Source organism: Pseudomonas sp. FSL L8-0168 (assembly GCF_037976155.1).
Taxonomy (GTDB): domain Bacteria; phylum Pseudomonadota; class Gammaproteobacteria; order Pseudomonadales; family Pseudomonadaceae; genus Aquipseudomonas; species Aquipseudomonas paracarnis.
Genome location: NZ_CP150262.1, coordinates 5,819,886 through 5,843,142, shown reverse-complemented (window position 1 = coordinate 5,843,142; position 23,257 = coordinate 5,819,886). Strand labels below are relative to the sequence as shown.

Annotated in this window: 27 protein-coding genes; 22 read left to right on the top strand and 5 right to left on the bottom strand. The window is 62.5% G+C overall.

Features of this window, described 5'->3' with window-relative positions:
* Nucleotide 1: 1 nt before the first annotated feature.
* Both MHH62_RS26800 and MHH62_RS26795 read right to left on the bottom strand, forming a co-directional pair.
* Nucleotides 2-403 (bottom strand): transcriptional regulator, encoded by a 402-nt coding sequence (locus MHH62_RS26800; RefSeq protein WP_019818320.1) that lies wholly within the window; start codon nucleotides 401-403, stop codon nucleotides 2-4.
* A complete protein-coding gene (locus MHH62_RS26795; protein ID WP_003187960.1) occupies nucleotides 400-696 on the bottom strand; it encodes a type II toxin-antitoxin system HigB family toxin in 297 nt (98 codons plus the stop codon). Before MHH62_RS26795 ends, MHH62_RS26800 begins: the two co-directional genes overlap by 4 nt.
* A gap of 217 nt (nucleotides 697-913) precedes the next feature.
* Between MHH62_RS26795 and trxC the strand changes: the two genes are divergently transcribed.
* Nucleotides 914-1,348, top strand: a complete 435-nt coding sequence (trxC, locus tag MHH62_RS26790) for a thioredoxin TrxC (RefSeq protein ID WP_339232158.1) — start codon at nucleotides 914-916, stop codon at nucleotides 1,346-1,348.
* Between the two features lie 132 nt (nucleotides 1,349-1,480).
* On the opposite strand, the gene MHH62_RS26785 is transcribed toward trxC, so the two are convergent.
* Nucleotides 1,481-1,699: a DUF6124 family protein gene (locus MHH62_RS26785; protein ID WP_014716607.1), complete on the bottom strand. Its 219-nt coding sequence runs from the start codon at nucleotides 1,697-1,699 to the stop codon at nucleotides 1,481-1,483.
* 485 nt (nucleotides 1,700-2,184) lie between these two features.
* Nucleotides 2,185-2,955 (bottom strand): ParA family protein, encoded by a 771-nt coding sequence (locus tag MHH62_RS26780; protein WP_020301660.1) that lies wholly within the window; start codon nucleotides 2,953-2,955, stop codon nucleotides 2,185-2,187.
* A 316-nt stretch (nucleotides 2,956-3,271) separates the two neighbouring features.
* On the opposite strand from MHH62_RS26780, the gene MHH62_RS26775 reads away from it, so the two are divergent.
* The 20 genes from MHH62_RS26775 to MHH62_RS26680 all read left to right on the top strand — a co-directional run bounded on the left by MHH62_RS26775 (nucleotide 3,272) and on the right by MHH62_RS26680 (nucleotide 20,764).
* The gene (locus MHH62_RS26775) at nucleotides 3,272-3,991 is read left to right on the top strand and encodes a beta-ketoacyl synthase chain length factor (protein ID WP_014716605.1); all 720 of its coding nucleotides are present in this window, start codon (nucleotides 3,272-3,274) and stop codon (nucleotides 3,989-3,991) included.
* Nucleotides 3,967-4,779, top strand: a complete 813-nt coding sequence (locus MHH62_RS26770) for a lysophospholipid acyltransferase family protein (protein WP_133634080.1) — start codon at nucleotides 3,967-3,969, stop codon at nucleotides 4,777-4,779. The genes MHH62_RS26775 and MHH62_RS26770 overlap by 25 nt, the downstream gene beginning before the upstream one ends.
* Entirely contained in the window at nucleotides 4,757-5,026 is a 270-nt protein-coding gene (locus MHH62_RS26765; RefSeq protein ID WP_032904077.1) for a phosphopantetheine-binding protein, read from the top strand. The genes MHH62_RS26770 and MHH62_RS26765 overlap by 23 nt, the downstream gene beginning before the upstream one ends.
* A gap of 9 nt (nucleotides 5,027-5,035) precedes the next feature.
* A complete protein-coding gene (locus MHH62_RS26760; RefSeq protein WP_003187949.1) occupies nucleotides 5,036-5,290 on the top strand; it encodes an acyl carrier protein in 255 nt (84 codons plus the stop codon).
* On the top strand, nucleotides 5,287-5,832 hold the full coding sequence (locus tag MHH62_RS26755; RefSeq protein WP_336826780.1) for a hypothetical protein: 546 nt from the start codon (nucleotides 5,287-5,289) through the stop codon (nucleotides 5,830-5,832). The genes MHH62_RS26760 and MHH62_RS26755 overlap by 4 nt, the downstream gene beginning before the upstream one ends.
* A complete protein-coding gene (locus MHH62_RS26750; RefSeq protein WP_106111097.1) occupies nucleotides 5,829-7,499 on the top strand; it encodes an acyl-CoA synthetase family protein in 1,671 nt (556 codons plus the stop codon). Before MHH62_RS26755 ends, MHH62_RS26750 begins: the two co-directional genes overlap by 4 nt.
* Nucleotides 7,500-7,648: 149 nt before the next feature.
* Nucleotides 7,649-8,383, top strand: a complete 735-nt coding sequence (locus MHH62_RS26745; protein WP_014716600.1) for a glycosyltransferase family 2 protein — start codon at nucleotides 7,649-7,651, stop codon at nucleotides 8,381-8,383.
* The gene (locus MHH62_RS26740; protein WP_014716599.1) at nucleotides 8,380-9,315 is read left to right on the top strand and encodes a glycosyl transferase; all 936 of its coding nucleotides are present in this window, start codon (nucleotides 8,380-8,382) and stop codon (nucleotides 9,313-9,315) included. Before MHH62_RS26745 ends, MHH62_RS26740 begins: the two co-directional genes overlap by 4 nt.
* Entirely contained in the window at nucleotides 9,299-10,840 is a 1,542-nt protein-coding gene (locus MHH62_RS26735; RefSeq protein WP_020301664.1) for an aromatic amino acid ammonia-lyase, read from the top strand. Before MHH62_RS26740 ends, MHH62_RS26735 begins: the two co-directional genes overlap by 17 nt.
* Complete coding sequence (locus tag MHH62_RS26730) at nucleotides 10,833-11,258, top strand: acyl-CoA thioesterase (protein WP_003187940.1); 426 nt, start codon at nucleotides 10,833-10,835, stop codon at nucleotides 11,256-11,258. The genes MHH62_RS26735 and MHH62_RS26730 overlap by 8 nt, the downstream gene beginning before the upstream one ends.
* Before the next feature lie 29 nt (nucleotides 11,259-11,287).
* A complete protein-coding gene (locus MHH62_RS26725; protein ID WP_020301665.1) occupies nucleotides 11,288-11,938 on the top strand; it encodes an outer membrane lipoprotein carrier protein LolA in 651 nt (216 codons plus the stop codon).
* Nucleotides 11,910-14,240, top strand: a complete 2,331-nt coding sequence (locus MHH62_RS26720) for an MMPL family transporter (RefSeq protein WP_014716595.1) — start codon at nucleotides 11,910-11,912, stop codon at nucleotides 14,238-14,240. Before MHH62_RS26725 ends, MHH62_RS26720 begins: the two co-directional genes overlap by 29 nt.
* A 33-nt stretch (nucleotides 14,241-14,273) precedes the next feature.
* Nucleotides 14,274-15,521 (top strand): NAD(P)/FAD-dependent oxidoreductase, encoded by a 1,248-nt coding sequence (locus tag MHH62_RS26715; RefSeq protein WP_014716594.1) that lies wholly within the window; start codon nucleotides 14,274-14,276, stop codon nucleotides 15,519-15,521.
* Nucleotides 15,518-16,267, top strand: coding sequence for a class I SAM-dependent methyltransferase (locus tag MHH62_RS26710; RefSeq protein WP_019818328.1), 750 nt, complete (start codon nucleotides 15,518-15,520; stop codon nucleotides 16,265-16,267). Before MHH62_RS26715 ends, MHH62_RS26710 begins: the two co-directional genes overlap by 4 nt.
* Nucleotides 16,264-16,746: a hypothetical protein gene (locus MHH62_RS26705; protein WP_020301667.1), complete on the top strand. Its 483-nt coding sequence runs from the start codon at nucleotides 16,264-16,266 to the stop codon at nucleotides 16,744-16,746. The genes MHH62_RS26710 and MHH62_RS26705 overlap by 4 nt, the downstream gene beginning before the upstream one ends.
* Entirely contained in the window at nucleotides 16,743-17,909 is a 1,167-nt protein-coding gene (locus MHH62_RS26700; protein WP_019818330.1) for a beta-ketoacyl-[acyl-carrier-protein] synthase family protein, read from the top strand. Before MHH62_RS26705 ends, MHH62_RS26700 begins: the two co-directional genes overlap by 4 nt.
* Entirely contained in the window at nucleotides 17,906-18,367 is a 462-nt protein-coding gene (locus MHH62_RS26695) for a hotdog family protein (protein ID WP_014716590.1), read from the top strand. The genes MHH62_RS26700 and MHH62_RS26695 overlap by 4 nt, the downstream gene beginning before the upstream one ends.
* Nucleotides 18,364-19,092, top strand: coding sequence for a 3-oxoacyl-ACP reductase FabG (fabG, locus tag MHH62_RS26690; RefSeq protein ID WP_014716589.1), 729 nt, complete (start codon nucleotides 18,364-18,366; stop codon nucleotides 19,090-19,092). The genes MHH62_RS26695 and fabG overlap by 4 nt, the downstream gene beginning before the upstream one ends.
* Nucleotides 19,092-20,318, top strand: a complete 1,227-nt coding sequence (locus MHH62_RS26685) for a beta-ketoacyl-ACP synthase (RefSeq protein ID WP_014716588.1) — start codon at nucleotides 19,092-19,094, stop codon at nucleotides 20,316-20,318. The genes fabG and MHH62_RS26685 overlap by 1 nt, the downstream gene beginning before the upstream one ends.
* Before the next feature lie 26 nt (nucleotides 20,319-20,344).
* Entirely contained in the window at nucleotides 20,345-20,764 is a 420-nt protein-coding gene (locus tag MHH62_RS26680) for a hypothetical protein (protein WP_020301670.1), read from the top strand.
* Nucleotides 20,765-20,865: 101 nt separating this feature from the next.
* Here MHH62_RS26680 and MHH62_RS26675 read toward each other — a convergent pair whose 3' ends face one another.
* Nucleotides 20,866-21,759, bottom strand: coding sequence for a LysR family transcriptional regulator (locus MHH62_RS26675; RefSeq protein WP_014716587.1), 894 nt, complete (start codon nucleotides 21,757-21,759; stop codon nucleotides 20,866-20,868).
* A gap of 124 nt (nucleotides 21,760-21,883) precedes the next feature.
* On the opposite strand from MHH62_RS26675, the gene MHH62_RS26670 reads away from it, so the two are divergent.
* On the top strand, nucleotides 21,884-23,158 hold the full coding sequence (locus tag MHH62_RS26670; protein WP_032873524.1) for an MFS transporter: 1,275 nt from the start codon (nucleotides 21,884-21,886) through the stop codon (nucleotides 23,156-23,158).
* The last annotated feature ends 99 nt before the right edge of the window (nucleotides 23,159-23,257 follow it).

The following is a 23,257-nucleotide window of genomic DNA, read 5'->3' as shown; positions in this document are numbered from 1 at the left end:
CTTAGATAAAGGTCTCCACTGACACCCCGAAACGCTCGGCAAGCCAACGAATCTGGCGCACGTTGAGCTGGCGTTTTCCGCTCAGTATCTGCGAGACAACCGATTGCGCCCCAACGCCAGGAAGGTCACTCTGGGTAAGATTGTGCTCGCGCATCATGTAGCGCAGCACATCGACCCCGCTGGCGACGGGCATTGGGCGATGCTCACGATCATAAGCTTCGATCCAGTCGCTCAGAATGTCGACCAGGCTCATCAGCGGGCTGTCCTCGTCTTCACCCACCAAGCTCAATAGCTCATCCAAACCGCATACCAATGCGTCGTAGTCTGCCTCGTTTTCCGGCTTGCGCAGCACAGGCGAAACGAACTGCCAGTGCTCTGCCGCCACTCGCATAAGTGCGCTCATCTGATTTTTTCCTTCCATTTGTTTTTCTCATAATCACGGTGGTCAAGCAGGTGTTTGATGTAAACGCGCTGCATTCGATACTGCACCGACGCAATCAACCTCAGCTTGTTACCGCCAATATCAAATACGTGAAATTCACCTACCTTGTCGGTGGCGGGAAACATGGCTTTCATTGCGGCAAAGTCCTTGGGGGCGTTGCGCTTGATCACGCGATACCACTGATCCAGAGCCGTTGCAGAGCGCGGCCATTTTCCTTTTGCTTCCCAGATCCTGCTTTCACTGATGACTCGCATGCAACGTCCTTATCGCATCTTGCTATGAAGGTTAAACCTGAATTCGAACTATCGCAATTTGCTATAGCCGCAAACAGACCGGTGGCGCCCAACAAAAAGCCTAGCCACACCGTTCACGCTGGCGAGGACGAAAATGTGAGCGAATAAGTATCTATATCCTTGATAAACCTCTGTCTCGACACCAAATACCCAACTGGCCAAACCCCAGGAGCCCCTGATGTCCGAACCTCTTGTCATCCCCTGCCCACATTGCAACGGACTCAACCGCATCCCCGGCGAACGCCTGGGTGATGCGCCCAAGTGCGGGCGCTGCAAGCAGTCGGTGTTGCTGAACAAACCCTTTGATTTGAAACAGGGTGACTATGCCAACCAGATCAAGGGCGACCTGCCGCTGCTGGTCGATGTGTGGGCCGACTGGTGCGGGCCGTGCAAGTCGTTTGCGCCGGTATTCGAACAGGCCGCCGGGCAGTTGGAAGGCAAGTGCCGGCTGGCGAAGCTGGACAGCGAGGCTAACCAGCAGCTGTCGGCGCAGTTGGGGATTCGCTCGATTCCCAGTTTGATACTGTTCAAGAACGGCCGCGAAGTGGCGCGCCAGAGTGGGGCATTTCCGTTGCCGCAGTTGATGAGTTGGTTGCGTAGCCAGGGGGTGTAAACATCCCCCCTCCATCAACTCGGTCAATGTGGGAGCTGGCTTGCCTGCGATGCAGGCGACTCGGTCTGCCTGGTACACCGAGGTGATGCCATCGCAGGCAAGCCAGCTCCCACATTAGATGCATTTCATGCGTTAGGTCAGCGGGGCTTCGCGGTCCATCATCTGGCTGACCAGCATGACGCCCAGTTCGCTTAACTGGTGGATGGCCAGCGCTACGTCGCGGTGTTCGCCGGTGAGGTCGTTGGACAGGTTGAGCAGCAAGGTGCGCACCGAGGAGAAGGTTTCGTAGCTGTTGAGTACGAGGGTTTCGGTGGGGAGGTTGGGTGAAACATTGAAAAGACGGATAGACATGCATTTGTTCCCTGATAGGGCCACTACCGTTTCGCTACTAAACGAAGGGTGGAAGCTGTACGCAGGTTAGTAGACCGGGGAACAAAGCAAAGACCGGCGCACCCGAAGGTGCCCTGCGCACAGCCACCATCAGATAGGCGATAAACGCCATGCTTTTGGAGCAGGTGCACATGCTTTGGTCGGTCGGGCTACTAAACCCGATCACTGAACATTCAGCGACCGGCAAACCTTAGAGACGCCCATCCAGACGCACAAGCCGGCGGATTCTGGCGTAGCTGTAGGCAAGGTTACAAGGCACAAGCCCAATTGCCAGACCCTTCCTACATACCTGGTGGGACAAATCCAACTGACCTGCCGGCATGCAATCCAAACTGTGGGAGCTGGCTTGCCTGCGATAACGGTGTTCCAAGCGACACATTGACTCAATGTGCCGCCCTCATCGCGGGCAAGCCCGGCTCCCACAGTGTTCGGTGTTGCCTGTGGGGTCAGGCGTTCTCAAGTAAGTTATGCAACTCCACAAACTGCTGCGTCAGCTTATGCCGTGGGTCCAGATGAATCAGCGGCTTGCTCTCCTGGTGCGACTCACGCATACGCACGGAGCTGGCCAGGTACACCGGCAGTACCGGCAGCCCTTCGGCAATCAACTCATCGAGAATCTGCTGCGGCAGGCTCGCCCGGGCCTGGAACTGGTTGACCACGATGCCTTCCACTTCCAGGCCTTCGTTATGGTCGTCCTTCAATTCTTCGATCTCTGCTAGCAGGCCATACAACGCCTGGCGCGAGAAGCTGTCGCAATCGAAGGGGATCAGCACCCGATCAGCGGCAATCAGCGCCGAAACCGCATAGAAGTTCAAGGCCGGAGGCGTATCCAGGTAAATCCGGTCGTAATCCTCGCTCAGCTCATCCAGCAGCTTTCGCAGCTTGTTGATTTTGTGCTTGGCTTCGAGCTTGGGCTGCAGGTCTGCCAGCTCGGCGGTGGCGGTGATCACGTGCAGGTTGTCGAACGGCGTTTCGTAGATATCTACCTTGTTCTTCTTCGAAAACGGCCCGGAAGACAGCGTCTGCTTGAAAAAATCCGCGATCCCCATGGGGATGTCGTCACCCGTCAGCCCGGTGAGGTACTGGGTTGAGTTGGCCTGTGCATCGAGGTCCACCAACAGGGTTCGATAACCTTCGCTGGCGCTGACCGCCGCCAGGTTGCAGGCGATGCTGGACTTGCCCACACCGCCTTTTTGATTGAACACCACGCGCCGCATGGAAAAACCTCCGTGTATCAATGAATCCCCCGAGTGTAGAGCGCAAAAGCGCCGGTTAGCTACCTCGTTCATCCTTGCGCGCTGTCTGGCTCACAAATGAATGGAAACCGCGTAACGATCGAGTCCGGCCTTTGATCGCCGATAATCTGCAAATTCTTCCAACTTATTTGTGATCATTAGTGAACAAACTTTCACCACTATTTGCTAGAACCCCACAGCACCGGGATAATGCGCGCCATACGGCCATTGCTCCCTGTCCCGGAATCCGGGGCCATTGGCCGCACATGGAAGCCCGCAGGGGCGGGATAACTTCTCAGTGATCAACTTCAACATCGCCCAATGGCGCGCCTGGGCTCCTGGCCTTGCGAGTGCGGACGACTGGTACGCCTGGTGCCGGGACCCGGTGTTGCCGCCTGTCAGCGAAGCGTCCCCCGATGTGTCATTTTTGCCAGCCATGCAGCGCCGCCGTCTGAGCCGGCTGGCGCGCATGGCGTTCAGCGTCGGCTGGCCGCTGGCCGAGGGCCTTGAAGACCTGCCACTGGTGTTTATTTCCCGCCACGGCGAAACCCCGCGCACCCTGGACATCCTCAGTGACCTGGCCAACGAGCAGCCGCTGTCGCCCACTCAGTTCAGCCTGTCGGTGCATAACGCGGTGATTGGCCTGTGGTCGATCCTGCGCAATGAAACCAGCGAGATGACCGCCCTCGCCGCCGCCGGCGATGGCCTCGAACACGGCCTGCTCGAAGCCGCCGCATTGCTCAACGAAGGCGCCGCCGCCGTATTGCTGGTGATCACCGAAGAACAACCGCCCCACGCCTACGCCAGCTGGATTAGGGATGTGCCCTTCCCCTACGCCCTCGGCCTGTTGCTCACGCCGGGCGACGAGTGGCAACTGGAACTCACCACCGGCACTGTCCAACTCACTCAAACCCAGTGGCCCCACGCCCTGAACCTGCTGCGCACCCTGCTGACCGAACAGGGCGCCTGCCAACATGCCTGGAAGAACCGAGTATGGAACTGGCAACGCAAGCCCTGACCCACAAGCCACGGCAGGCCTATTATTGGCGCCTGTTCGCCACGGCCCTCAGCTTTTGCCTGTTTGGCATCGGCGGGCTGTGCCTGCGTTTGCTGGTATTTCCGTTGCTCAGTTGCCTGCCGGGCGACGCCAGCCAGCATCAACGGCGCGCACGCCACACCATCAGTTGCCTGTTCTGGTTTTTCATTCGCCTGATGAAGGGCCTGGGCATTCTCACGTACCGCGTCGAGGGTGCCGAAAAGCTTGGCCGCCCTGGCCAGATGATCGTCGCCAACCACCCGTCGCTGATCGACGTGGTGTTCCTGATCGGCCTGATGCGCCAGACCAACTGCGTGGTCAAGCAGAGCCTGTTCCAGAACCCGTTCACCCGCAGCCCGGTGCGCGATGCCGGCTATATCAGCAATGACGGCAGTGCCGACATGCTCGATGCCGCAGCCGACGCCCTGCGCGCCGGCCAGACGCTGATCATCTTTCCCGAAGGCACCCGCACCACGCCGGGCGCGGCGCCGGCCTTTCATCGCGGCGGTGCGGCCATTGCGCTGCGTGGTGCGACAATCATCACGCCAGTGGTGATCAAGGTCAGCCCCACCACCCTGACCAAGGCCGAACCCTGGTATCGCATCCCCCACCGTCGATTTCACTTCAGTTTGCGCGTGGGGGCCGATATAGAACCACAGGCGTTCGCCGCGCTCGGCGCCGCGCCCCAGGCTTCACGCAAGCTCAACGATCACCTGCATCACTATTTCATTAAGGAGCTCGCCGAAGATGAGCGACCAACACCGCCTTGAGCACGACATAAAGACGCTGATCATCGAGGCCCTGGGCCTGGAAGACATCAGCGTCGACGATATTGGCAGCGACCAGACCCTGTTTGGCGAAGGCCTGGGCCTGGATTCGGTCGATGCGCTGGAATTGGGCCTGGCGATCCAGAAAAAATACGGCATCAAAATCGATGCCGACGCCAAGGACACCCGCAATCACTTCACCAACGTGGCCAGCCTTGCGGCGTTCGTCACGGCCCGACAGGCAGCTTGAGACCGTACCATGCAAACTCGTGACGATATCTTCAACACCCTGCGCGACGCCTTGGTGGAACTGTTTGAACTGCCCCCGGAACGCGTCACCCTCGACGCCAACCTGTACCAGGACCTGGAAATCGACAGCATCGACGCCGTGGACCTGATCGACCACATCAAGCGCCAGACCGGCAAGAAAATCGCCGCCGAAGAGTTCAAGGCGGTACGCACGGTGAACGACGTGGTAGAGGCGGTGTACCGTCTGGTCCAGCCCGCCGCATGAGCCGGCTGATCGGCCTTGGCCTGTTATTGGCGGGGCTGCTGTACCCCTTCGCCGTGTATTACGGCACCGAGCATTTTGCACCCTGGCAGTTCGGCTTGCTGCTGGGCAGCCTGTGGCTGTTGCGCGCGCTCACCGCTGCGCGGCGCCCGGGCAGCCGTTGGATGGCGGTGGTGGTGATCGTGTTTTGCCTGGCACTGGCATGGTTCGATAACCCGCAGTGGCTGCGCTGGTACCCGAGCCTGGTCAGCGGGTTCATGCTGGCGCTGTTCGGCCTGAGCCTGAAATACGGCCCGCCGATGGTCGAGCGCCTGGCACGCATGACCGACCCGCACCTGCCGCCCCACGGGGTGGTGTATACCCGCCGGGTCACCCTGGTGTGGAGTGTGTTTTTTCTCTGTAATGGCCTGCTCGCCGCCGCGCTCACCCTGTGGGCGCCGCTGAGCTGGTGGACGTTGTACAACGGCCTGATCGCCTACGGGCTGATGGGGCTGTTGTTTGCCGTGGAATGGCTGGTACGACAAAGGGTTCGAGGCCGCGTATGAAAGGGTTGAAACTTGAGCATTTGCTGCTTGAGCCACTGCAAGATCGCGGGGTGACCACCGAGCCCCTCATGAACCACGCGCAACTGTGGGAGCAGTCGCTGAGCCTGGCGGCGGGCCTGCAAGCCCGGGGTATCCGGCGCCTGGCCGTGCACCTGGAAGACGCCGGGCTGCTGGCGATTGCGCTGCTGGGCGCCTGGCGCGCAGGCGCGAGCGTGCTGCTGCCCGCCGACCTGCAACCCCAGACGCGCCAACGCTGGGCCACTGCCGTGGATGCCTGGCTGGTCGAAGCCAGCGACCTGGACGCGCTGTATCAAGTGCCCTTGAGCGCCGCCGCCCTCGACCTGGACACTTGCCAACTGAGCCTGTGCACCTCCGGCTCCAGCGGCGAGCCCAAGCGCATCGACAAGTCCCTGCGCCAGTTGGCCAATGAAGTAGAGGCGCTGGAGGCCCTGTGGGGCAAAGACCTCAAGGACGCCTGCATCATCGGCAGTGTCGCCACCCAGCATATCTACGGCTTGCTGTTTCGCGTGCTGTGGCCGCTGTGCGCAGGTCGCACCTTTGTGCGCAAACAACTGGCGTTCCCCGAAGACATGCAGCGCGCCAGCCGAGAGCACCGGCAATTTGCCTGGGTGGCCAGCCCGGCGTTGCTCAAGCGCATGGGCGACAACCTCGACTGGCCGGCACTGAGCCAGGTTGCGCGAGTGTTTTCCTCCGGCGGTGCATTGCCGATTGAAGCTGCCGGCAGCCTCTACGACCGTTTACAGCAATGGCCGACGGAAATCCTCGGCAGCTCGGAAACCGGCGGCATCGCCTGGCGCCAGGGTGCGCAACCCTGGCAGCCGTTTGCCGATGTACAACTGAGCCAGGATGCCGACGGCGCTCTGCGTATCGCATCAAAATACCTGCCCGAAGGGCACATCGAACAGACTGCCGACGCTGCACGCATCCATGCCGATGGCCGTTTTGAGTTGCTGGGCCGCCTGGACCGTATCGTCAAGCTGGAAGAGAAACGCATCTCCCTGCCGATGCTCGAACAGGCGTTGATGACCCACCCGTGGGTCGCCGAAACCCGCTTGGGCGTGGTGCAGGAAAACCGCGCCTCCCTCGGCGCGCTGGTGGTGCTCAGCAGCGATGGCTTGCATGCCCTGCGCAACCAGGGCCGCCGCACGCTCACCCAAACCTTGCGCCAGCACTTGAGCCAACATTGCGAGGCCCTGGCCTTGCCGCGCCGCTGGCGCTTGCTGCGCCAACTGCCGCTGAACAGCCAGGGCAAGCTGCCTCAGGCCGATGTCGAAGCCTTGTTGCTGGCGCCTCGCCCCAAGGGCCCAGAGGTGTTGGCGCAAGTCGAAACCGAAGGTGAATGGACCTTGCAACTGAGCATCCCACCGGACCTGGCCTATTTCAGCGGGCACTTCCCGGTCACCCCAGTATTGCCGGGGGTGGTGCAGGTGGAATGGGCGTTCAACCTGGGCCAGCAATTGCTCGACCTGCCAACCCGGTTCGCCGGCATGGAAGTGCTCAAGTTCCAGCAACTGGTGCGCCCGGGCGATCACATCGAACTGCACCTGCGCTTTGATCGGGAGCGTAGCAAACTGTACTTCGCCTATCGCAATGGGGTTGCGGCGTGCTCAAGCGGGCGGATCGTGCTGGAGGCCGCGCATGCATAAGCCGGGTGAGCACTTCGTGCTCAATCGCGGGCAAACCCGCTCCCACACTGGATCAGTGTCGGCCAACAATCTTGTGTGCACAGCAAATCCAATGTGGGAGCTGGCTTGCCTGCGATGCAGGCGGCGCGGTGTATCGGTTGCCCCCCATCATGCATAACCCCTGCGCTTTAATCCCGGTGTACAACCACGAAGCCGCCGTGCCGGCCGTGGTCCACAGTGTGCTGAAAAGCGGCCTGCCCTGCCTCTTGGTGGACGATGGCAGCAGCGCCGCCTGCGCAGCCGTGCTGGCGCACCTGGCGACGCTGGACAACGTCACCCTGCTGACCCTGCCCAGCAACCAGGGCAAGGGCGCCGCCGTGATGGCCGGCTTTCGCGAGGCAGCGCGCCTGGGCTACACCCACGCCCTGCAAGTGGACGCCGATGGTCAGCACGACCTGCGCGAAGTCGAGACCTTTATCCACACCTCACGCCAGCATCCCGACGCCGTTATCTGCGGCTACCCCGAATACGACGACAGCGTGCCCAAGGGTCGCCTGTACGCACGTTACCTGACCCACGTGTGGGTGTGGATCAATACCCTGTCGCTTGAGATTCGCGACTCGATGTGCGGCTTTCGCGTGTACCCGCTGGCGCCGACCCTGGCGCTGATGGACTCGGCCTACATCGGCACGCACATGGATTTCGACTCGGACATCCTGGTACGCCTGGCCTGGCGCAACCAGCCTATGCGCTGGCTGCCCACCCAGGTGCACTACCCCGCCGACGGCCTGTCGCACTTTCGCTTGTTGCGTGACAACCTGCGCATCAGCGCCATGCACACACGGTTGTTCTTCGGCATGCTCGTGCGTGCGCCGATGATCCTGTGGCGACGGTGGCAAGCATGAACGACAGCACCAAACATTGGGCCGACCGCGAGGAACGCGGCAGCTTCTGGCTGATGAAATTCACCGCGGTCGCGGTCAAAGTCCTCGGCCGTCGCCTATTGAGCCCGTTGCTCTACAGCATCGTCTTTTACTTCTTCCTGTTCGGCCGCACCGCACGCCACAGCGCGTGGCAATACCAGCAGCGGCTGGCGCAATGGAGCGGGCGCGATGACTTGCTGCCGAGCCACCGCACCGTCTTTGCCCAGTTCATGGCCTTCGCCGATTCGCTGCTGGACAAGCTGGACGTGTGGAACGGCAAGCTGCGCCTGGAGCAAATCGAGATCAACGACCCGGCGCAGTTGCGCAGTCAACTGCGTGGCGAGCGCGGGCAGATGTTGGTGGGTGCGCACCTGGGTAACCTGGAAGTGTGCCGCGCCCTCGCGGAGATTGGTGAGCAGGTCACCATGAATGTGCTGGTGCACACCAAGCACGCCGAGCGTTTCAACCGCCTGCTGGGCGAGGCCGGCGCGACCCATTTGCGCCTGATTCAGGTGAGCGAACTGGACCCGGCCACCATGCTGCTGCTCAGCCAGCGCCTGGACGATGGCGAGTGGCTGGCGATTGCCGGCGACCGCATCCCGCTGCACGGCGGGCGTACGGTGCGCGTGGACTTCCTCGGCCATACGGCGGCATTTCCCCAAGGCCCATGGCTGCTGGCGGGCTTGCTCAAGTGCCCGGTCAATCTGCTGATGTGTCTTAAGCACCAGGGCCGCTATCGCCTGACTATCGAGCCCTTTGCCGATTTGATCGAGTGGAAGCGCAGTACCCGCGAGCAGGTCATCGCCCTGTGGACCGCCCGCTACGCCGCACGCTTGGGCCAGTTCTGCCTGCAAGCGCCCCAACAATGGTTCAACTTTTACCCTTTCTGGAAGACCGATGACGACGCCTCTTGAGCCCATCACCTTTGGTGAACGCCCCCTGCGCATCGAAGACGTGCTGGCCCTGGCCAACCGCCAGGTACCCACTCGCCTGCAGGACGATGCCGCGTACCGCCAACGCATCGCCAAGGGCGCGCAGTTCCTCGACTCGCTGCTGGACAAGGAAGGCGTGATCTACGGCGTGACCACCGGCTACGGCGACTCCTGCGTAGTGGCGGTGCCGCTGGAGCACGTCGAAGCCTTGCCGCGTCATCTGTACACCTTTCACGGTTGCGGCCTGGGCACGTTGCTCGACGCCCAAGCCACCCGTGCCGTGCTGGCGGCGCGTTTGCAGTCGCTGTGCCATGGCGTATCGGGCGTACGCGTGGAGCTGCTGGAGCGCTTGCACGCCTTCCTCGAACACGATGTGCTGCCACTGATCCCGGAAGAAGGCTCGGTGGGTGCCAGTGGTGATTTGACGCCGCTGTCCTACGTGGCCGCGACCTTGTCCGGCGAGCGCGAGGTGCTATTCCGTGGTGAACGCCGTCCGGCGGCCGACGTTCACCGCGAGCTGGGCTGGGAGCCGTTGGTCCTGCGCCCCAAGGAAGCCCTGGCACTGATGAACGGCACCGCCGTGATGACTGGCCTGGCCTGCCTGGCCTTTGCCCGCGCCGACTACCTGCTGCACCTGGCGACGCGCATCACCGCGCTCAATGTGGTGGCGCTGCAAGGCAACCCGGAACACTTCGACGAGCGCCTCTTCGCCGCCAAGCCGCACCCAGGGCAGATGCAAGTGGCTGCGTGGCTGCGCCACGACCTGGCGATCGATGCACCGACCGCACCGCTGCATCGCTTGCAGGATCGCTATTCGCTGCGCTGCGCACCCCACGTACTCGGCGTGCTGGCCGATAGCTTGAGCTGGCTGCGCTCGTTCATCGAAATCGAGCTCAACAGCGCCAACGACAACCCGATCATCGACGCTGAAGAAGAACGCGTACTGCATGGCGGGCACTTCTACGGCGGGCATATCGCCTTCGCCATGGACAGCCTCAAGACCCTGGTCGCCAACGTTGCCGACCTGCTCGACCGCCAGCTCGCACTGTTGGTGGATGTGCGCTACAACCATGGCCTGCCGAGCAACCTGTCGGGCGCCCCGGCTGATCGCGCGATGATCAACCATGGCTTCAAGGCCGTGCAGATCGGCACCAGCGCCTGGACCGCCGAAGCGCTGAAAAACACCATGCCGGCCAGCGTGTTCTCACGCTCTACCGAGTGCCACAACCAGGACAAGGTGAGCATGGGCACCATCGCTGCCCGCGATGCGATCCGCGTGCTGGAGTTGACCGAACAGGTGGCCGCCGCGACCCTGCTCGCCGCCAACCAGGGCGTGTGGCTGCGCGCCCAGGCCGAGGATGCCCGCCCACTGCCACCGGCACTGGCCGCGATGCACGCGGAACTGGCCCAGGATTTTGCGCCGGTCATCGAAGACCGCGCCTTGGAAGGCGAACTGCGCCTGTGCCTGCAACGCATCGCCGCGCAACACTGGAGGCTGCATGCGTAGCCCCGGCGTGTTGCACAGCGACACTGAAATCCTCGTGCCGTTTTTCGACATCGACACCATGAACGTGGTGTGGCACGGGCACTACGTGAAGTACCTGGAAGTGGCGCGCTGTGCGTTGCTGGACAAGATCGGCCATAACTACACGGCGATGCTCGAAGCCGGCTACGCCTGGCCAGTGATCGACATGCAGCTACGCTATGTACGCGGCGCGACCTTCGGCCAGACCATCAATGTGCGCGCCAGCCTGGTGGAATGGGAGAACCGTTTGAAGGTGAACTACCTGATTACCGACCTGGCCAGCGGCGAACGCTTGACCCGCGCCAGCACCGTGCAAGTAGCGGTGGAAATCGCCAGCCGCGAAATGCAGCTGGCCTCGCCCAAAGTCTTCACCGACGCCGTAGAGAGAGCCTTGAAATGAGATCCCCTGTGGGAGCGGGCTTGCCCGCGATGGACGTTAACGATAACGCAGGTCGCCTGACGCTGCGCAGCGCCCTCAGGTTCTTCGCGGGCAAGCCCGCTCCCACATTGATCGCGTTGTTGCTGAGCTTCAGCGCCCACGCCTTCGACCTCCAGCAGTTGAGCGATCAGCTTGCCAAACCCTCCGTGATCCACGGCAACTTCATCCAGGAAAAACACCTGCGTGCCCTGCCCCAGCCACTGGTGAGCAAAGGCACCTTCGTGCTCGCCAAGGATCACGGCCTGCTGTGGCTGTTGAAAACCCCGCTGCAACAGGACTACCGCATTACAGCCCAGGGCATTGCCCGCCGCGATGCCAATGGCTGGCAACTACTGCCAAACAAGAGTGCCGGCGCCGAACAGAATCGTTTGTTCCTGGCAGTACTGCAGGGCGACAGCAGTGGCCTGCAGCGCGACTTCGACCTGCAACTGCAAGGCGAGGCCCAACAATGGAAGCTCACGCTGACCCCACGCTCACTGCTGCTCAAGCAAGTCTTCACCCAGATCAATATCGACGGCGGCGCACTGGTGCGCACCATTGAACTGCTGGAAACCCAAGGCGACAGCACGCTGTTGCGCATGCAGGACAATACCGCCGACCAGCCGTTGAGCAATGCGGAGCAACACGACTTTGCCCAGTGAGCGCCTGCTGCCGCGCCTGTTCCTGACCTTGCTGGTGGCCGTGCTGGCCCTGGCAGGCTGGCAGTGGCGTGATGGCGCGCCGTTGTCGGCCAACCTGATGGAACTGGTGCCCGGCAGCACGCCGGACGCCTTGGAACTGCAAGCCGAACAGCGCATGCAAGAGCCGCTCAACCGCGAAATGCTGGTACTGGTGGGGCATGCCGACCGCCAGCAAGCGGTGGCCGTGGCGCAGCAACTGGGTGAGCGTTGGCAGGCCAGCGGCCTGTTTGAAAAGGTGCAGTGGAACCTGCAAGCCGACTTGCCAGCGTTGCGCGAACAACTGCTGCGTGGGCGTTTGTCGATGCTCTCGTCCAAGGACCGCGAACAACTGATCCAGCAGCCTGAGGCGTTCATCCAGCAACGCGTGCAATCGCTGTTCGACCCCTTCACCGGCTTCAGCCTGGTGTCAAGCCAGGACGATTGGCTCGGCCTGACCGGGCGCATCCAGAACAGCCAGCCGCAACACGGTGCGGTGCAAATGGACATCGGCAGCGGCGCCTTGATCGCCGATGCCGACGGCAAGAGTTGGGTGCTACTGCGAGCGCGCACTACCGGCAACGCCTTCGACATGAAGCTGCCGCTGCAAGTGGCGGACTTGCTGAAGGCCAGCCGCGAGCAAGCCAGCGCACACGGCGCGCAACTGCTCGCCGCCAGCGGTTTGCTCTATGCGGCCAACGGGCAACAGCAGGCCACGCGGGAAATGACCTGGGTCGGCGGCGGCGCCACCCTGGGCATCCTGTTATTGCTGCTGCTGGCGTTCCGACGCTGGCGGGTGCTGCTGGCGTTCGTGCCGGTACTGGTGGGCATGCTGTTTGGCGCGGTGGCATGTGTGGCGCTGTTTGGGCATATGCATGTGATGACCCTGGTGCTGGGTTCCAGCCTGATCGGCGTGGCGGTGGATTACCCACTGCACTACCTGTCCAAAAGCTGGAGCCTGCAGCCGTGGCGCAGTTGGCCGGCGTTGCGCCTGACCCTGCCAGGGCTGAGCCTGAGCCTGGCCACCAGCGCTATCGGCTACCTGGCGCTGGCCTGGACGCCGTTCCCGGCGCTGACCCAGATTGCGGTGTTTTCGGCTGCCGGTTTGGTCGGTGCCTATTTGTGTGCCGTGTGCCTGTTGCCCGCGCTGCTCAAGGGCGTGGAACTGCGCCCGGCGCAATGGCCGCTGCGTGTCGCCCAAAGCCTATGGCAGCTGCGCACGGCCTTGCTCAAACGCGTGCCCAGTTCGGTACTGCTGGTGGGGGTGCTGCTGTTCTGCGCGGCGGGCCTCTGGCAACTGAACACTAAAAACGATATCCGCCAATGGATCGGTGCGCCGCCGCAGTTGCTGCAGGAAGCCCAGGCCGTGGCGCGCATCACCGGGTTCCAGCCCACCAGCCAGTTTTTCCTGGTGCGGGCGGACAATCAGCAGCAGTTGCTGGAACGCCAGGCCGCCCTGGGCAAACGCTTGGACCAGTTGGTGCAGATGGACAAGCTTCAGGGCTACCTGGCGCTCAATCAACTGGTCAACCTCCCCGCAGAACAACAACAGTTGCGCGAGGCGCTGAACAACCTGGCGCTACACTGGCAACCGCTACTGGACCTCGGCGTGCCCCTCAGTGCCCTGCAAGCCGAAGTGGCGCAATTGCAGGCGCTGCCTACCGCAGACATCGACGCCGCACTGCAAGGCCCGCTGGCCGAGCCGTGGCGCACGCTGTGGCTGGGCCCGGTGGACGGTGGCGTAGCGGCCATGGTCAGCCTGCAAGGCTTGAACAACCCGGCGCTGCTGCGGGTGCAGGCGCTGGACTTGCCCGGTGTGCAACTGGTCGACCGCCTGGGCGACTTGAACCGCGTATTTGCCGACACGCAGATCAGCGCTGCCGAATTGAAGTTGCTGTCTTGCGTGCTGATCGTGCTATTGCTGATTGCGCCCTTCGGCGTTGGCGGCGCCTTGCGTATCGTCGCCCTGCCGCTGCTGGCCGCGTTGTGCAGCCTGGCCAGCCTCGGTTGGCTGGGCCAGCCGCTGACTTTGTTCAGCCTGTTTGGCCTGCTGCTGGTCACGGCCATCAGCGTCGACTATGCGATTTTGATGCGCGAGCAGATCGGCGGCCCTGCCGTCAGCCTGTTGGGAACACTGCTGGCAGCGCTGACGACTTGGTTGTCGTTCGGCCTGCTGGCGGTCTCCAGTACACCGGCCGTGAGTAATTTCGGCTTGTCGGTCAGCCTGGGCCTGGCGTTCAGCTTTATGCTGGCACCCTGGGCCGGCCGGCAGAAACACGCCTTATGAATGTGATTAGCGCCTATGCGGCAAGGAGCCCTCGTGCCCACAGTTGAAATGGAACGTCGCCAGGTGGTGGTGATCGGTGCCGGGCCTTCCGGTGCCATCGCGGCCGCGCTGTTAAAGCGCAAAGGGCATGATGTATTGATCATCGAGCGCGAGCATTTCCCGCGTTTCTCGATTGGCGAAAGCCTGCTGTCGCACTGCATCGACTTTATCGAAGAAGCCGGCATGCTCGACGCTGTGCAAGCTGCAGGCTTCCAGGTAAAAACCGGCGCGGCCTTCGCCTGGGGCGAGCGCTACAGTGCCTTTGATTTCAGCGACACCTTCAGCAACGGCAAGCCCACCACCTTCCAGGTGCAGCGCGGCGAGTTCGACAAATTGCTGGCCGACCAGGCGGCACTGCAAGGCGTGGAAATCCGCTATGGCCAAACCATTGTCGGCGTGGATTTTTCTGCCGAGAGCCGGTATTTGCATGTGCGCCGCCAGAATGGCAGCGAGTACCACCTCAAGGCGAGGTTCGTGCTCGATGCCAGTGGCTATGGCCGTGTGTTGCCACGCCTGCTGGACCTGGAAGCACCGTCGAATTTCCCGCTGCGCCAGGCCGTATTCACCCACGTCGAGGACCGTATCGAACACCCAGGCTTTGACCGCAGCAAAATCCTGGTGACCACTCACCCGACCCAGCGCGATATCTGGTTCTGGACCATCCCGTTCAGTAATGGCCGTTGTTCGGTGGGCGTGGTTGCGGCCAAGGAGCATTTCGAGGGTGCCGACAGCGACCTCGACGCCTGCCTGCGCGGCTTTATCGAGCAAACCCCAAGCCTGTCCGGCGTGCTGCAAAATGCCGTCTGGGACACCCCGGCGCGCACCATCGGCGGCTACTCGGCCAACGTCAAAACCCTGCACGGCCCAGGCTTTGCGCTGCTGGGCAATGCGGCGGAGTTCCTCGACCCGGTGTTCTCTTCCGGCGTGACCATTGCCATGCGTTCGGCGAGCATGGCCGCAGGGGTGCTGCACCGCCAATTGAGCGGCGAAACAGTGGACTGGCAAACCGAGTTCGCCGAACCGCTCAAGCGCGGTGTCGATACCTTCCGTTGCTACGTCGAGGGTTGGTATGCGGGCACGTTCCAGGACGTGATTTTCCATCCTGGCAGTTCACCGGAGATTCGCCGCATGATCAGCTCTATCCTGGCCGGTTACGCCTGGGATGAACGCAACCCGTTTGTCAGCGAGCCGAAACGGCGCTTGCGGATGTTGTCGGATATTTGTGCGAGTGAAGCGGTATGAGCAGCCCGGGCGTCGAAAAAAACTACCTGAGTCAAAACTACGTCGAAGAAACCAAGTTCGGTTTCTGGTTCCTGCGCAGCCATACCTGGCAGCATCACGTGTTGCGCGTGGCGATCAATGACCTGCGCAGCCTGTTCAGCGAGCCGCTGCCGGTGGCGCCGGTGTTGCTGGATGCCGGTTGCGGCCAAGGCAAATCCTTCCAGTTGCTGCATCAGGTATTTGCGCCTTCGCGCCTGATCGGCCTGGATGCGGACCCTCACAGCCTGGCACTGAGCCGCGAAGAAGCCGCGCGGCTGGGCCTGGACGTCGAGCTGATCGGCAGCGACTGCGCAACCCTCAACCTAGCGGATGCCAGCGTCGATATCCTGTTCTGCCACCAGACCTTCCATCATCTGGTGGAACAACATCGCGCACTCAAGGAGTTCTATCGGGTGCTCAAGCCGGGCGGCTATCTGCTGTTTGCCGAATCCACCGAAGCTTACATCGACACCTGGGTGATTCGCTGGCTGTTCCGCCACCCGATGCATGTGCAAAAGAGCGCCGACGAGTACTTGGAGATGCTGCGCGAGCAGGGCTTTGAATTCGCTGCTCAGAACATTTCGTACCCTTACTTGTGGTGGAGCCGTTCCAGTGACTTCGGCCTGCTGGAACGCTGGGGCCTGCGCAAGGCACCGCCTGTGGGCCAGCGCGAGGAAACCCTGGTCAACTGCGTGGCCCGTAAACCTGTGGAGAACGCGGCCCCATGATGCGCCTGCTGTTGATAAGTTGCCTGCTGCTGCTCGGTGCCTGCGCCAGCCAGGCGCCGCTGCCGGAAAAAATGCCGGCCCTGGCCTTGCCGATGCAATTGCATGTGCAGCGCCTGGCAGACGGCCAGAGTCAGGACTGGCTGCTGGTGATCCAGCGCGAAGGCCGCGCGATTCGCTGGTCGATGATGGACCCGCTGGGCATTCCCCTGGCCCGGCAAAAACTGCTTGATGGGCAGTGGCAGGCAGACGGCTTGCTGCCGCCCAACCCCCAGGCGCGCACGCTATTTGCCGCGCTGCTGTTTGCCCTGACCGCGCCCGGTGACGTACCGGCGTTGTATCCCACTGCGCAGGCCATGGACCTGACGCGCACGCTGCCGGGCCACTGGCAGATCGTCTATCAGTCTTCGGAGGTGTTCAGCGTGAACATGGCCGACCCGCCGTTGAGTTACCGCATCACCCCGTTGGGTGTGAGCCGATGACCGCCTACCTCAATGCCCTTGGCGTGATCTGCGCCCTTGGCCGTGGCCAGGCGCAAGTCAGCCGCAAGCTGTTTGCCGGCGACTGCTCGGGCATGCGTGCCGAAAGCGGCTGGGTGCCGGAACGCGTAGTGCCGGTGGCCGCCGTACACGGCGAACTGGCGAGCCTGCCCCCTGAGCTGGCCCAGCAAAGCAGTCGCAATAACCAGTTGCTGTTGGAAGCGGCGCTGCAAATTGAAGATCAGATTCGTCAGGCCATCCAAACCTACGGCCCTGGCCGGGTCGGGGTTGTGCTCGGCACCAGCACCTCGGGCATTGACGAAGCCAGCCGTGGCATTGCCCATTACCTGCAAAACACGCAGTTCCCCGCCGACTACGATTACCAGCAACAGGAACTCAGCGCCCCGGCCAACTTCCTCGCCGACTGGTTGGACGTGAGCGGCCCGGCCTATGTGATTTCCACCGCCTGCACCTCCAGCGCCCGAGCATTGATGAGCGCCCAGCGCCTGTTGGACCTGGGGGTGTGCGATGCGGTGATCTGCGGCGGCGTGGACAGCCTGTGCAAGCTGACACTGAACGGGTTTACCGCGCTGGAAGCAGTGTCTGCCGAGCGCTGTAATCCGTTCTCGGTGAACCGCAACGGCATCAATATCGGTGAAGCGGCGGTGCTGTTCCTGATGAGCCGCGAGCCGGCCCCCATCGCCTTGCTGGGCAGCGGCGCCAGTTGCGACGCGCACCATATCTCTGCGCCCGAGCCCAGCGGCAAGGGCGCGTTGCTGGCCATGCGCAAGGCCCTGGCCAGTGCAAAGCTTTCGCCCGAGCAGATCGGCTACCTGAACCTGCACGGCACCGCAACCCAACACAACGACGCCATGGAAAGCCTGGCGGTCGCCAGCCTGTTTCCCGGCGGCGTCGCCTGCTCATCGACCAAGCCCATGACCGGCCACACCCTCGGCGCTGCCGGGGCCCTGGAAGCCGCGTTCTGCTGGCTGAGCCTGACCCATCGCCTGCTGCCACCCCACGTATGGGACGGCCACCCCGACCCGGCGCTGCCCGCGTTGCAATGGGCGCGCAGCGGCGACAGCTTGAAAAAACCCTGCCTGATGAGCAACTCGTTTGCCTTCGGCGGTAACAATGTCAGCCTGATAATCGCAGAGGCCCCATGATCGATTGGCCACTTGCCGAACTGCTGCCCCACGCGGGCGACATGATCCTGATCGACCAGGTGCTGTCGTTCGATGAAGAGCAGATCCACACCCGCGTCACCATCAAGCCCGGCGGCCTGTTCAACCGTGCTGACGGTAGCCTGCCCGCCTGGGTCGGCATCGAGCTGATGGCGCAAAGCGTCGCCGCCTATGCCGGTTGCCATGCACGCCAGCAAGGCAAGGCCGTGGAACTCGGTTTCCTGTTGGGCACACGTAAGTTCGAGTGCAACGTGGAGCACTTCCCGGCCGGTGCCGAGCTGAATATCCACGGCCTGCGCTCCCTGGAAGACGACAACGGCATGGGCGTGTTCGAATGCCACCTCACCGGCGACGGTATCCAGGCCAGCGCGCGCTTGAACGTATTTCGACCGCCCCAGGCGGCCAACTATTTAGATGAATCGAAGGACGAAACGCCATGACTGAATCCGTACTGGTCACCGGCTCCAGCCGTGGCATCGGCCGCGCCATTGCCCTGCGCCTGGCTCAGGCCGGCCATGACATCGTGCTGCATTGCCGCAGCGGCCGTGCCGAAGCCGACGCGGTACAGCTCGAGGTCCAAGCCCTGGGGCGCGAGGCACGCGTGCTGCAGTTCGACGTGGCGGATCGCGCTGCGTGCAAAGAGATCCTTGAGGCCGATGTGGAGCAGCATGGCGCCTATTACGGCGTGGTGCTCAATGCCGGCCTGACCCGCGACGGTGCCTTTCCTGCTCTGTCGGAAGACGATTGGGATGTGGTGATGCGCACCAACCTGGATGGTTTCTACAACGTGCTGCACCCGGTGATGATGCCGATGATTCGGCGCCGCGCCGCCGGGCGTATCGTGTGTATCACCTCGGTGTCCGGGCTGATCGGCAACCGCGGCCAGGTCAACTACAGCGCCTCCAAAGCCGGCTTGATCGGTGCGGCCAAGGCGCTGGCCATTGAATTGGGCAAGCGCAAGATCACCGTCAACTGCGTGGCGCCGGGCCTGATCGACACCGCGATGCTGGATGAAAACGTGCCGGTAGAAGAACTGATGAAAATGATCCCGGCCCAACGCATGGGCACGCCGGAAGAAGTCGCTGGCGCCGTGAACTTCCTGATGTCGGCCGAAGCCGGCTACATCACGCGCCAGGTGCTGGCCGTGAACGGGGGCCTGTGCTGATGAAGCGCGTTGTCGTCACCGGCATGGCCGGCGTGACCTCCCTGGGCAGCGACTGGGACACCATCGCCGCGAACTTTCGCGCCAACCGCAGCGGCATTCGGCGCATGGATGAGTGGGACCGTTTCACCGAACTGAACACCCGCCTGGCCGGCCCTATCGACGATTTCGTCGTGCCCGCTCACTGGACGCGCAAACAACTGCGCAGCATGGGCCGCGTCTCGCGCCTGGCGGTGTGGGCGGCGGAGCAGGCGTTGCGGGACGCCGGCTTGCTGGGTGACGAGTCGATCAAGGACGGGCGCATGGGCGTGGCCTGTGGCTCGTCCACCGGCAGCACCGATGAGATCAAGGCGTTCGGCAATATGCTGCTCAACTCGGTGGCCGAGGGGCTCAATGCCAACTCCTATGTGCGCATGATGCCGCACACCACGGCGGCAAATATCAGCATCTTCTTTGGCCTCACGGGCCGGCTGATTCCTACCTCCAGCGCCTGCACCAGCGGCAGCCAGGGCATCGGCTACGCCTATGAGGCAATCAAGTTCGGGCGCCTGCCGTTGATGCTTGCGGGCGGCGCAGAAGAACTGTGCCCCACCGAAGCCATGGTGTTCGATGCGCTGTACGCCACCAGCCTGAAAAACGATGCGCCGCAAACCAGCCCTCGTCCCTACGACAGCGGCCGCGACGGCCTGGTGATCGGTGAAGGTGGCGGCATGTTGGTGCTCGAAGAGTTGGAACACGCACTCGCGCGAGGCGCGCATATTCATGCGGAGCTGGTCGGCTTCGGCAGCAACGCCGACGGCCAGCACACCACCCGCCCGGAACAGAAAACCATGCGCCGCGCCATGGAGCTGGCCCTGGAAGACGCAGGTCTTGAACCGTCCGCCATCGGCTACGTGAACGGCCACGGCACGGCTACCGACCAGGGCGACATCGCTGAAACCCTGGCCACCAGCAGCCTGTTTGGCAGCCGTATGCCGATCAGTTCGCAGAAAAGTTTCCTGGGGCACACCTTGGGCGCGTGCGGGGCGTTGGAATCGTGGTTCAGCATCGAGATGATGAACCGCGACCAGTACGTGCACACCTTCAACCTGGACGCGGTCGACCCGCAATGCGGCGAGCTGGACTACCTGCAAGGTGGCTTTCGCCAGATGCACAACGACTACGTGATGAACAACAACTTTGCCTTCGGCGGGGTCAACACCTCGTTGATCTTCCGCCGCTGGGCCTGACTTTTTAATCGATTGGAGAAAACGGAATGTCTTCCCTGCTACGCGCTGCCCTGATCACCCTGGCCCTGCTGACCACGGCTGGCTGCACCAGCAAACCCGTGCTCAACACCCAGCATGAGTTACCGGCCACAAGCCAGGTCAGCGAAGAAAAAATGAAGCAAGTGATCGTCGCCGCCCTGCAAAAACGCGAGTGGACGGTACAACGCCTGAGCCCACAACTGGTGCAGGCCGAGATCACCGTGCGCGGCCAGTTCTACGCCGCCATCGACATCCGCTACACCCGCAACAGCTACGCCATCACCTACCGCGACAGCCGCGACCTGGGCTACAAGGACGGTAAGATCCATCGCAACTACAACCGCTGGGTGAGCATGCTGGATCGGGATATTCTGGCGGGGTTGCGTACTTACAGCGTGAATGAAGCAAATACTTCGCCCCAAAACTGACCCCCTTGTGGCGAGGGAGCTTGCTCCCGCTGGACTGCGCAGCAGGCCCATTTTTTAGGGCCGCTACGCGACCCAGTGGGAGCAAGCTCCCTCGCCACAGGTTATTGAGCGGCCTTACGCGTCAACAACTCCACAAACCCTTTCGCCATCGGCGTTTGCGCGCCCTTACGCTGCACCAGCCACACCGCCGTCACCGCCTGCGGGTCGAGCAAGGTGCGATAGACCACGCCGTCAATGCGGATGCGCTGGTAAGACGCCGGCAACACCGACACCCCCAACCCCGCCGCCACCAGGCCGATGATGGTCATTGCTTCCCCTGCTTCCTGGGCAAAGTGCGGGCTGAACCCGGCGTCGCGGGCCAGGTTGAGCAACTGCGCGTACAAGCCGCTGCCGTAACTGCGCGGGAAGAACACAAAAGGCTCCTCGGCCAATTGCTCCAGATGCAAGCCGCGCTCGCTGCCGTGGGCCAATGGGTGGCCGGCGCTCAGTACCGCGACTAATGGCTCGCGCATCAACTCGATCACGTTCAGTGAGTCGGGCAAGGGCAAAGGCCGCATCAACCCAACCTGAATCGACTCGTCCACCAGCGACTCGGCCACTTGGGTGCTGCTCATTTCTTGCAGGTTCAGATGCACCGCCGGGAATGCCTGGCGGAAGGCAAAGATCGCCTGGGGAATGCTGGCGTTGAACGGCGCAGACGAAGTAAAGCCGATCTTCAATTCACCCAGTTCCCCCAACTGCGCACGCCGCGCCACATCTGCCGCCTTGTCGACCTGGGCCAGCACCAGCCGTGCCTCTTGCAAGAACAAGCGCCCGGCCTCGCTCAGCTCGACCCGACGATTGGTACGCTCGAACAAGCGTGCGCCCAGCTCGTGTTCCAGCGCCTGTATCTGCTGGCTCAGGGGCGGCTGCGAGATGCCCAGCACCTGCGCGGCGCGGCCGAAGTGCAGCTCTTCGGCAACGGCGATGAAGTAGCGCAAATGGCGAAATTCCATGCAAGCCTCATTAGGTCGTAAAAGCTATCAAACAGGTCGAACAATATATTGGAAAGAATCATTAGCCAGCTATATTCTTTTTCGTATTGTCAGTCCTGGCAGACTTTCCTCCCCGAGGTCCCCCGTGAATCCTGCTGTTGCCCCACTTGCCCAACACACCTCGCCCTCAGCCCTTGATGACGTAGTGGCGCAGCTCAACGACGCGTACATCGAAAAAGGCACGCCGATGTTCATGCGCACCGTGCTGGCGCTGTTCTCCGGCGGGTTCGCCACCTTTGCGCTGTTGTATTGCGTGCAGCCGATGATGCCGGCGCTGTCCCACGAGTTTTCCATCAATGCCGCGCAGAGCAGCCTGATTCTATCCGTCGCCACCGCGATGCTCGCCTGCGGCCTGCTGATCACCGGGCCGATATCCGACAGGCTGGGGCGCAAGCCGGTGATGGTTGCCGCGTTGTTCTGTGCGGCGCTGGCCACCATCGCCAGCGGCCTGATGCCGAGCTGGGAGGGCATCCTGTTGATGCGCGCACTGGTGGGCCTGTCCTTGAGCGGCCTGGCCGCCGTGGCCATGACCTACCTGAGCGAAGAGATCCACCCACAACACATTGGCCTGGCCATGGGTTTGTACATCGGTGGCAACGCGATTGGCGGCATGAGCGGGCGCCTGATCATCGGCGTGTTGATCGACTTCGTCAGCTGGCACACCGCAATGCTGATCATCGGTGCCCTGGCATTGATCGCCGCCACAGTGTTCTGGAGGATCCTCCCCGAGTCGCGCAACTTCCGCGCCAGCAGCCTCAAGCCGCGCAACCTGGTGGACGGCTTCGTCATGCACTTCAAGGACGCCGGCCTGCCGTGGCTGTTCCTTGAAGCCTTCCTGCTGATGGGCGCCTTCGTGACGATGTTCAACTACATCGGCTATCGCCTGCTGGCCTCACCCTATGAGCTGAGCCAGGCGGTGGTTGGCCTGTTGTCAGTGGTGTACCTGTCGGGCATCTACAGCTCGGCCAAGATCGGCTCCCTGGCCGACCGCCTCGGCCGCCGCCGAGTGCTGTGGGGCACCATCGTGCTGATGCTCGCCGGCATGGCGCTGACACTGTTCACCCCGCTGTGGTTGGTGGTGCCGGGCATGCTGATCTTCACCTTCGGCTTTTTCGGCGCCCACTCGGTCGCCAGCAGCTGGATCGGCCGCCGGGCAGTGAAAGCCAAGGGTCAGGCGTCGTCGCTGTACCTGTTCTGCTACTACGTGGGGTCGAGCATTGCCGGGACGGCGGGTGGGTTCTTCTGGCACTTTGCCGGGTGGAACGGGATTGGCGGGTTTATCGTCGCGCTGCTGATTGGCGCGTTGCTGGTGGCGTTGAAGCTGGCGAAGTTGCCGCCACTGGGAAATATGCAGACCTGACGCGATTGGCTTTATGTGGGAGCTGGCTTGCCTGCGATGGCGGTGTTGAATTCGCCGCCGCCATCGCAGGCAAGCCAGCTCCCACAGTTTGTTTTGCGT

Excerpts from the sequence above, each read along its gene's own strand:
- MHH62_RS26675 (WP_014716587.1), bottom strand. The coding sequence starts at position 21,759 with ATGGAATTTCGCCATTTGCGCTACTTCATCGCCGTTGCCGAAGAGCTG.
- fabG (WP_014716589.1), top strand. The coding sequence starts at position 18,364 with ATGACTGAATCCGTACTGGTCACCGGCTCCAGCCGTGGCATCGGCCGC.
- MHH62_RS26705 (WP_020301667.1), top strand. The coding sequence starts at position 16,264 with ATGATGCGCCTGCTGTTGATAAGTTGCCTGCTGCTGCTCGGTGCCTGC.
- MHH62_RS26745 (WP_014716600.1), top strand. The coding sequence starts at position 7,649 with ATGCATAACCCCTGCGCTTTAATCCCGGTGTACAACCACGAAGCCGCC.
- MHH62_RS26765 (WP_032904077.1), top strand. The coding sequence starts at position 4,757 with ATGAGCGACCAACACCGCCTTGAGCACGACATAAAGACGCTGATCATC.
- MHH62_RS26780 (WP_020301660.1), bottom strand. The coding sequence starts at position 2,955 with ATGCGGCGCGTGGTGTTCAATCAAAAAGGCGGTGTGGGCAAGTCCAGC.
- MHH62_RS26800 (WP_019818320.1), bottom strand. The coding sequence starts at position 403 with ATGAGCGCACTTATGCGAGTGGCGGCAGAGCACTGGCAGTTCGTTTCG.
- MHH62_RS26755 (WP_336826780.1), top strand. The coding sequence starts at position 5,287 with ATGAGCCGGCTGATCGGCCTTGGCCTGTTATTGGCGGGGCTGCTGTAC.
- MHH62_RS26750 (WP_106111097.1), top strand. The coding sequence starts at position 5,829 with ATGAAAGGGTTGAAACTTGAGCATTTGCTGCTTGAGCCACTGCAAGAT.
- MHH62_RS26680 (WP_020301670.1), top strand. The coding sequence starts at position 20,345 with ATGTCTTCCCTGCTACGCGCTGCCCTGATCACCCTGGCCCTGCTGACC.
- MHH62_RS26725 (WP_020301665.1), top strand. The coding sequence starts at position 11,288 with ATGGACGTTAACGATAACGCAGGTCGCCTGACGCTGCGCAGCGCCCTC.
- MHH62_RS26730 (WP_003187940.1), top strand. The coding sequence starts at position 10,833 with ATGCGTAGCCCCGGCGTGTTGCACAGCGACACTGAAATCCTCGTGCCG.
- MHH62_RS26710 (WP_019818328.1), top strand. The coding sequence starts at position 15,518 with ATGAGCAGCCCGGGCGTCGAAAAAAACTACCTGAGTCAAAACTACGTC.
- MHH62_RS26795 (WP_003187960.1), bottom strand. The coding sequence starts at position 696 with ATGCGAGTCATCAGTGAAAGCAGGATCTGGGAAGCAAAAGGAAAATGG.
- MHH62_RS26685 (WP_014716588.1), top strand. The coding sequence starts at position 19,092 with ATGAAGCGCGTTGTCGTCACCGGCATGGCCGGCGTGACCTCCCTGGGC.
- trxC (WP_339232158.1), top strand. The coding sequence starts at position 914 with ATGTCCGAACCTCTTGTCATCCCCTGCCCACATTGCAACGGACTCAAC.
- MHH62_RS26720 (WP_014716595.1), top strand. The coding sequence starts at position 11,910 with ATGCGGAGCAACACGACTTTGCCCAGTGAGCGCCTGCTGCCGCGCCTG.
- MHH62_RS26770 (WP_133634080.1), top strand. The coding sequence starts at position 3,967 with ATGGAACTGGCAACGCAAGCCCTGACCCACAAGCCACGGCAGGCCTAT.
- MHH62_RS26700 (WP_019818330.1), top strand. The coding sequence starts at position 16,743 with ATGACCGCCTACCTCAATGCCCTTGGCGTGATCTGCGCCCTTGGCCGT.
- MHH62_RS26740 (WP_014716599.1), top strand. The coding sequence starts at position 8,380 with ATGAACGACAGCACCAAACATTGGGCCGACCGCGAGGAACGCGGCAGC.
- MHH62_RS26785 (WP_014716607.1), bottom strand. The coding sequence starts at position 1,699 with ATGTCTATCCGTCTTTTCAATGTTTCACCCAACCTCCCCACCGAAACC.
- MHH62_RS26760 (WP_003187949.1), top strand. The coding sequence starts at position 5,036 with ATGCAAACTCGTGACGATATCTTCAACACCCTGCGCGACGCCTTGGTG.
- MHH62_RS26695 (WP_014716590.1), top strand. The coding sequence starts at position 17,906 with ATGATCGATTGGCCACTTGCCGAACTGCTGCCCCACGCGGGCGACATG.
- MHH62_RS26735 (WP_020301664.1), top strand. The coding sequence starts at position 9,299 with ATGACGACGCCTCTTGAGCCCATCACCTTTGGTGAACGCCCCCTGCGC.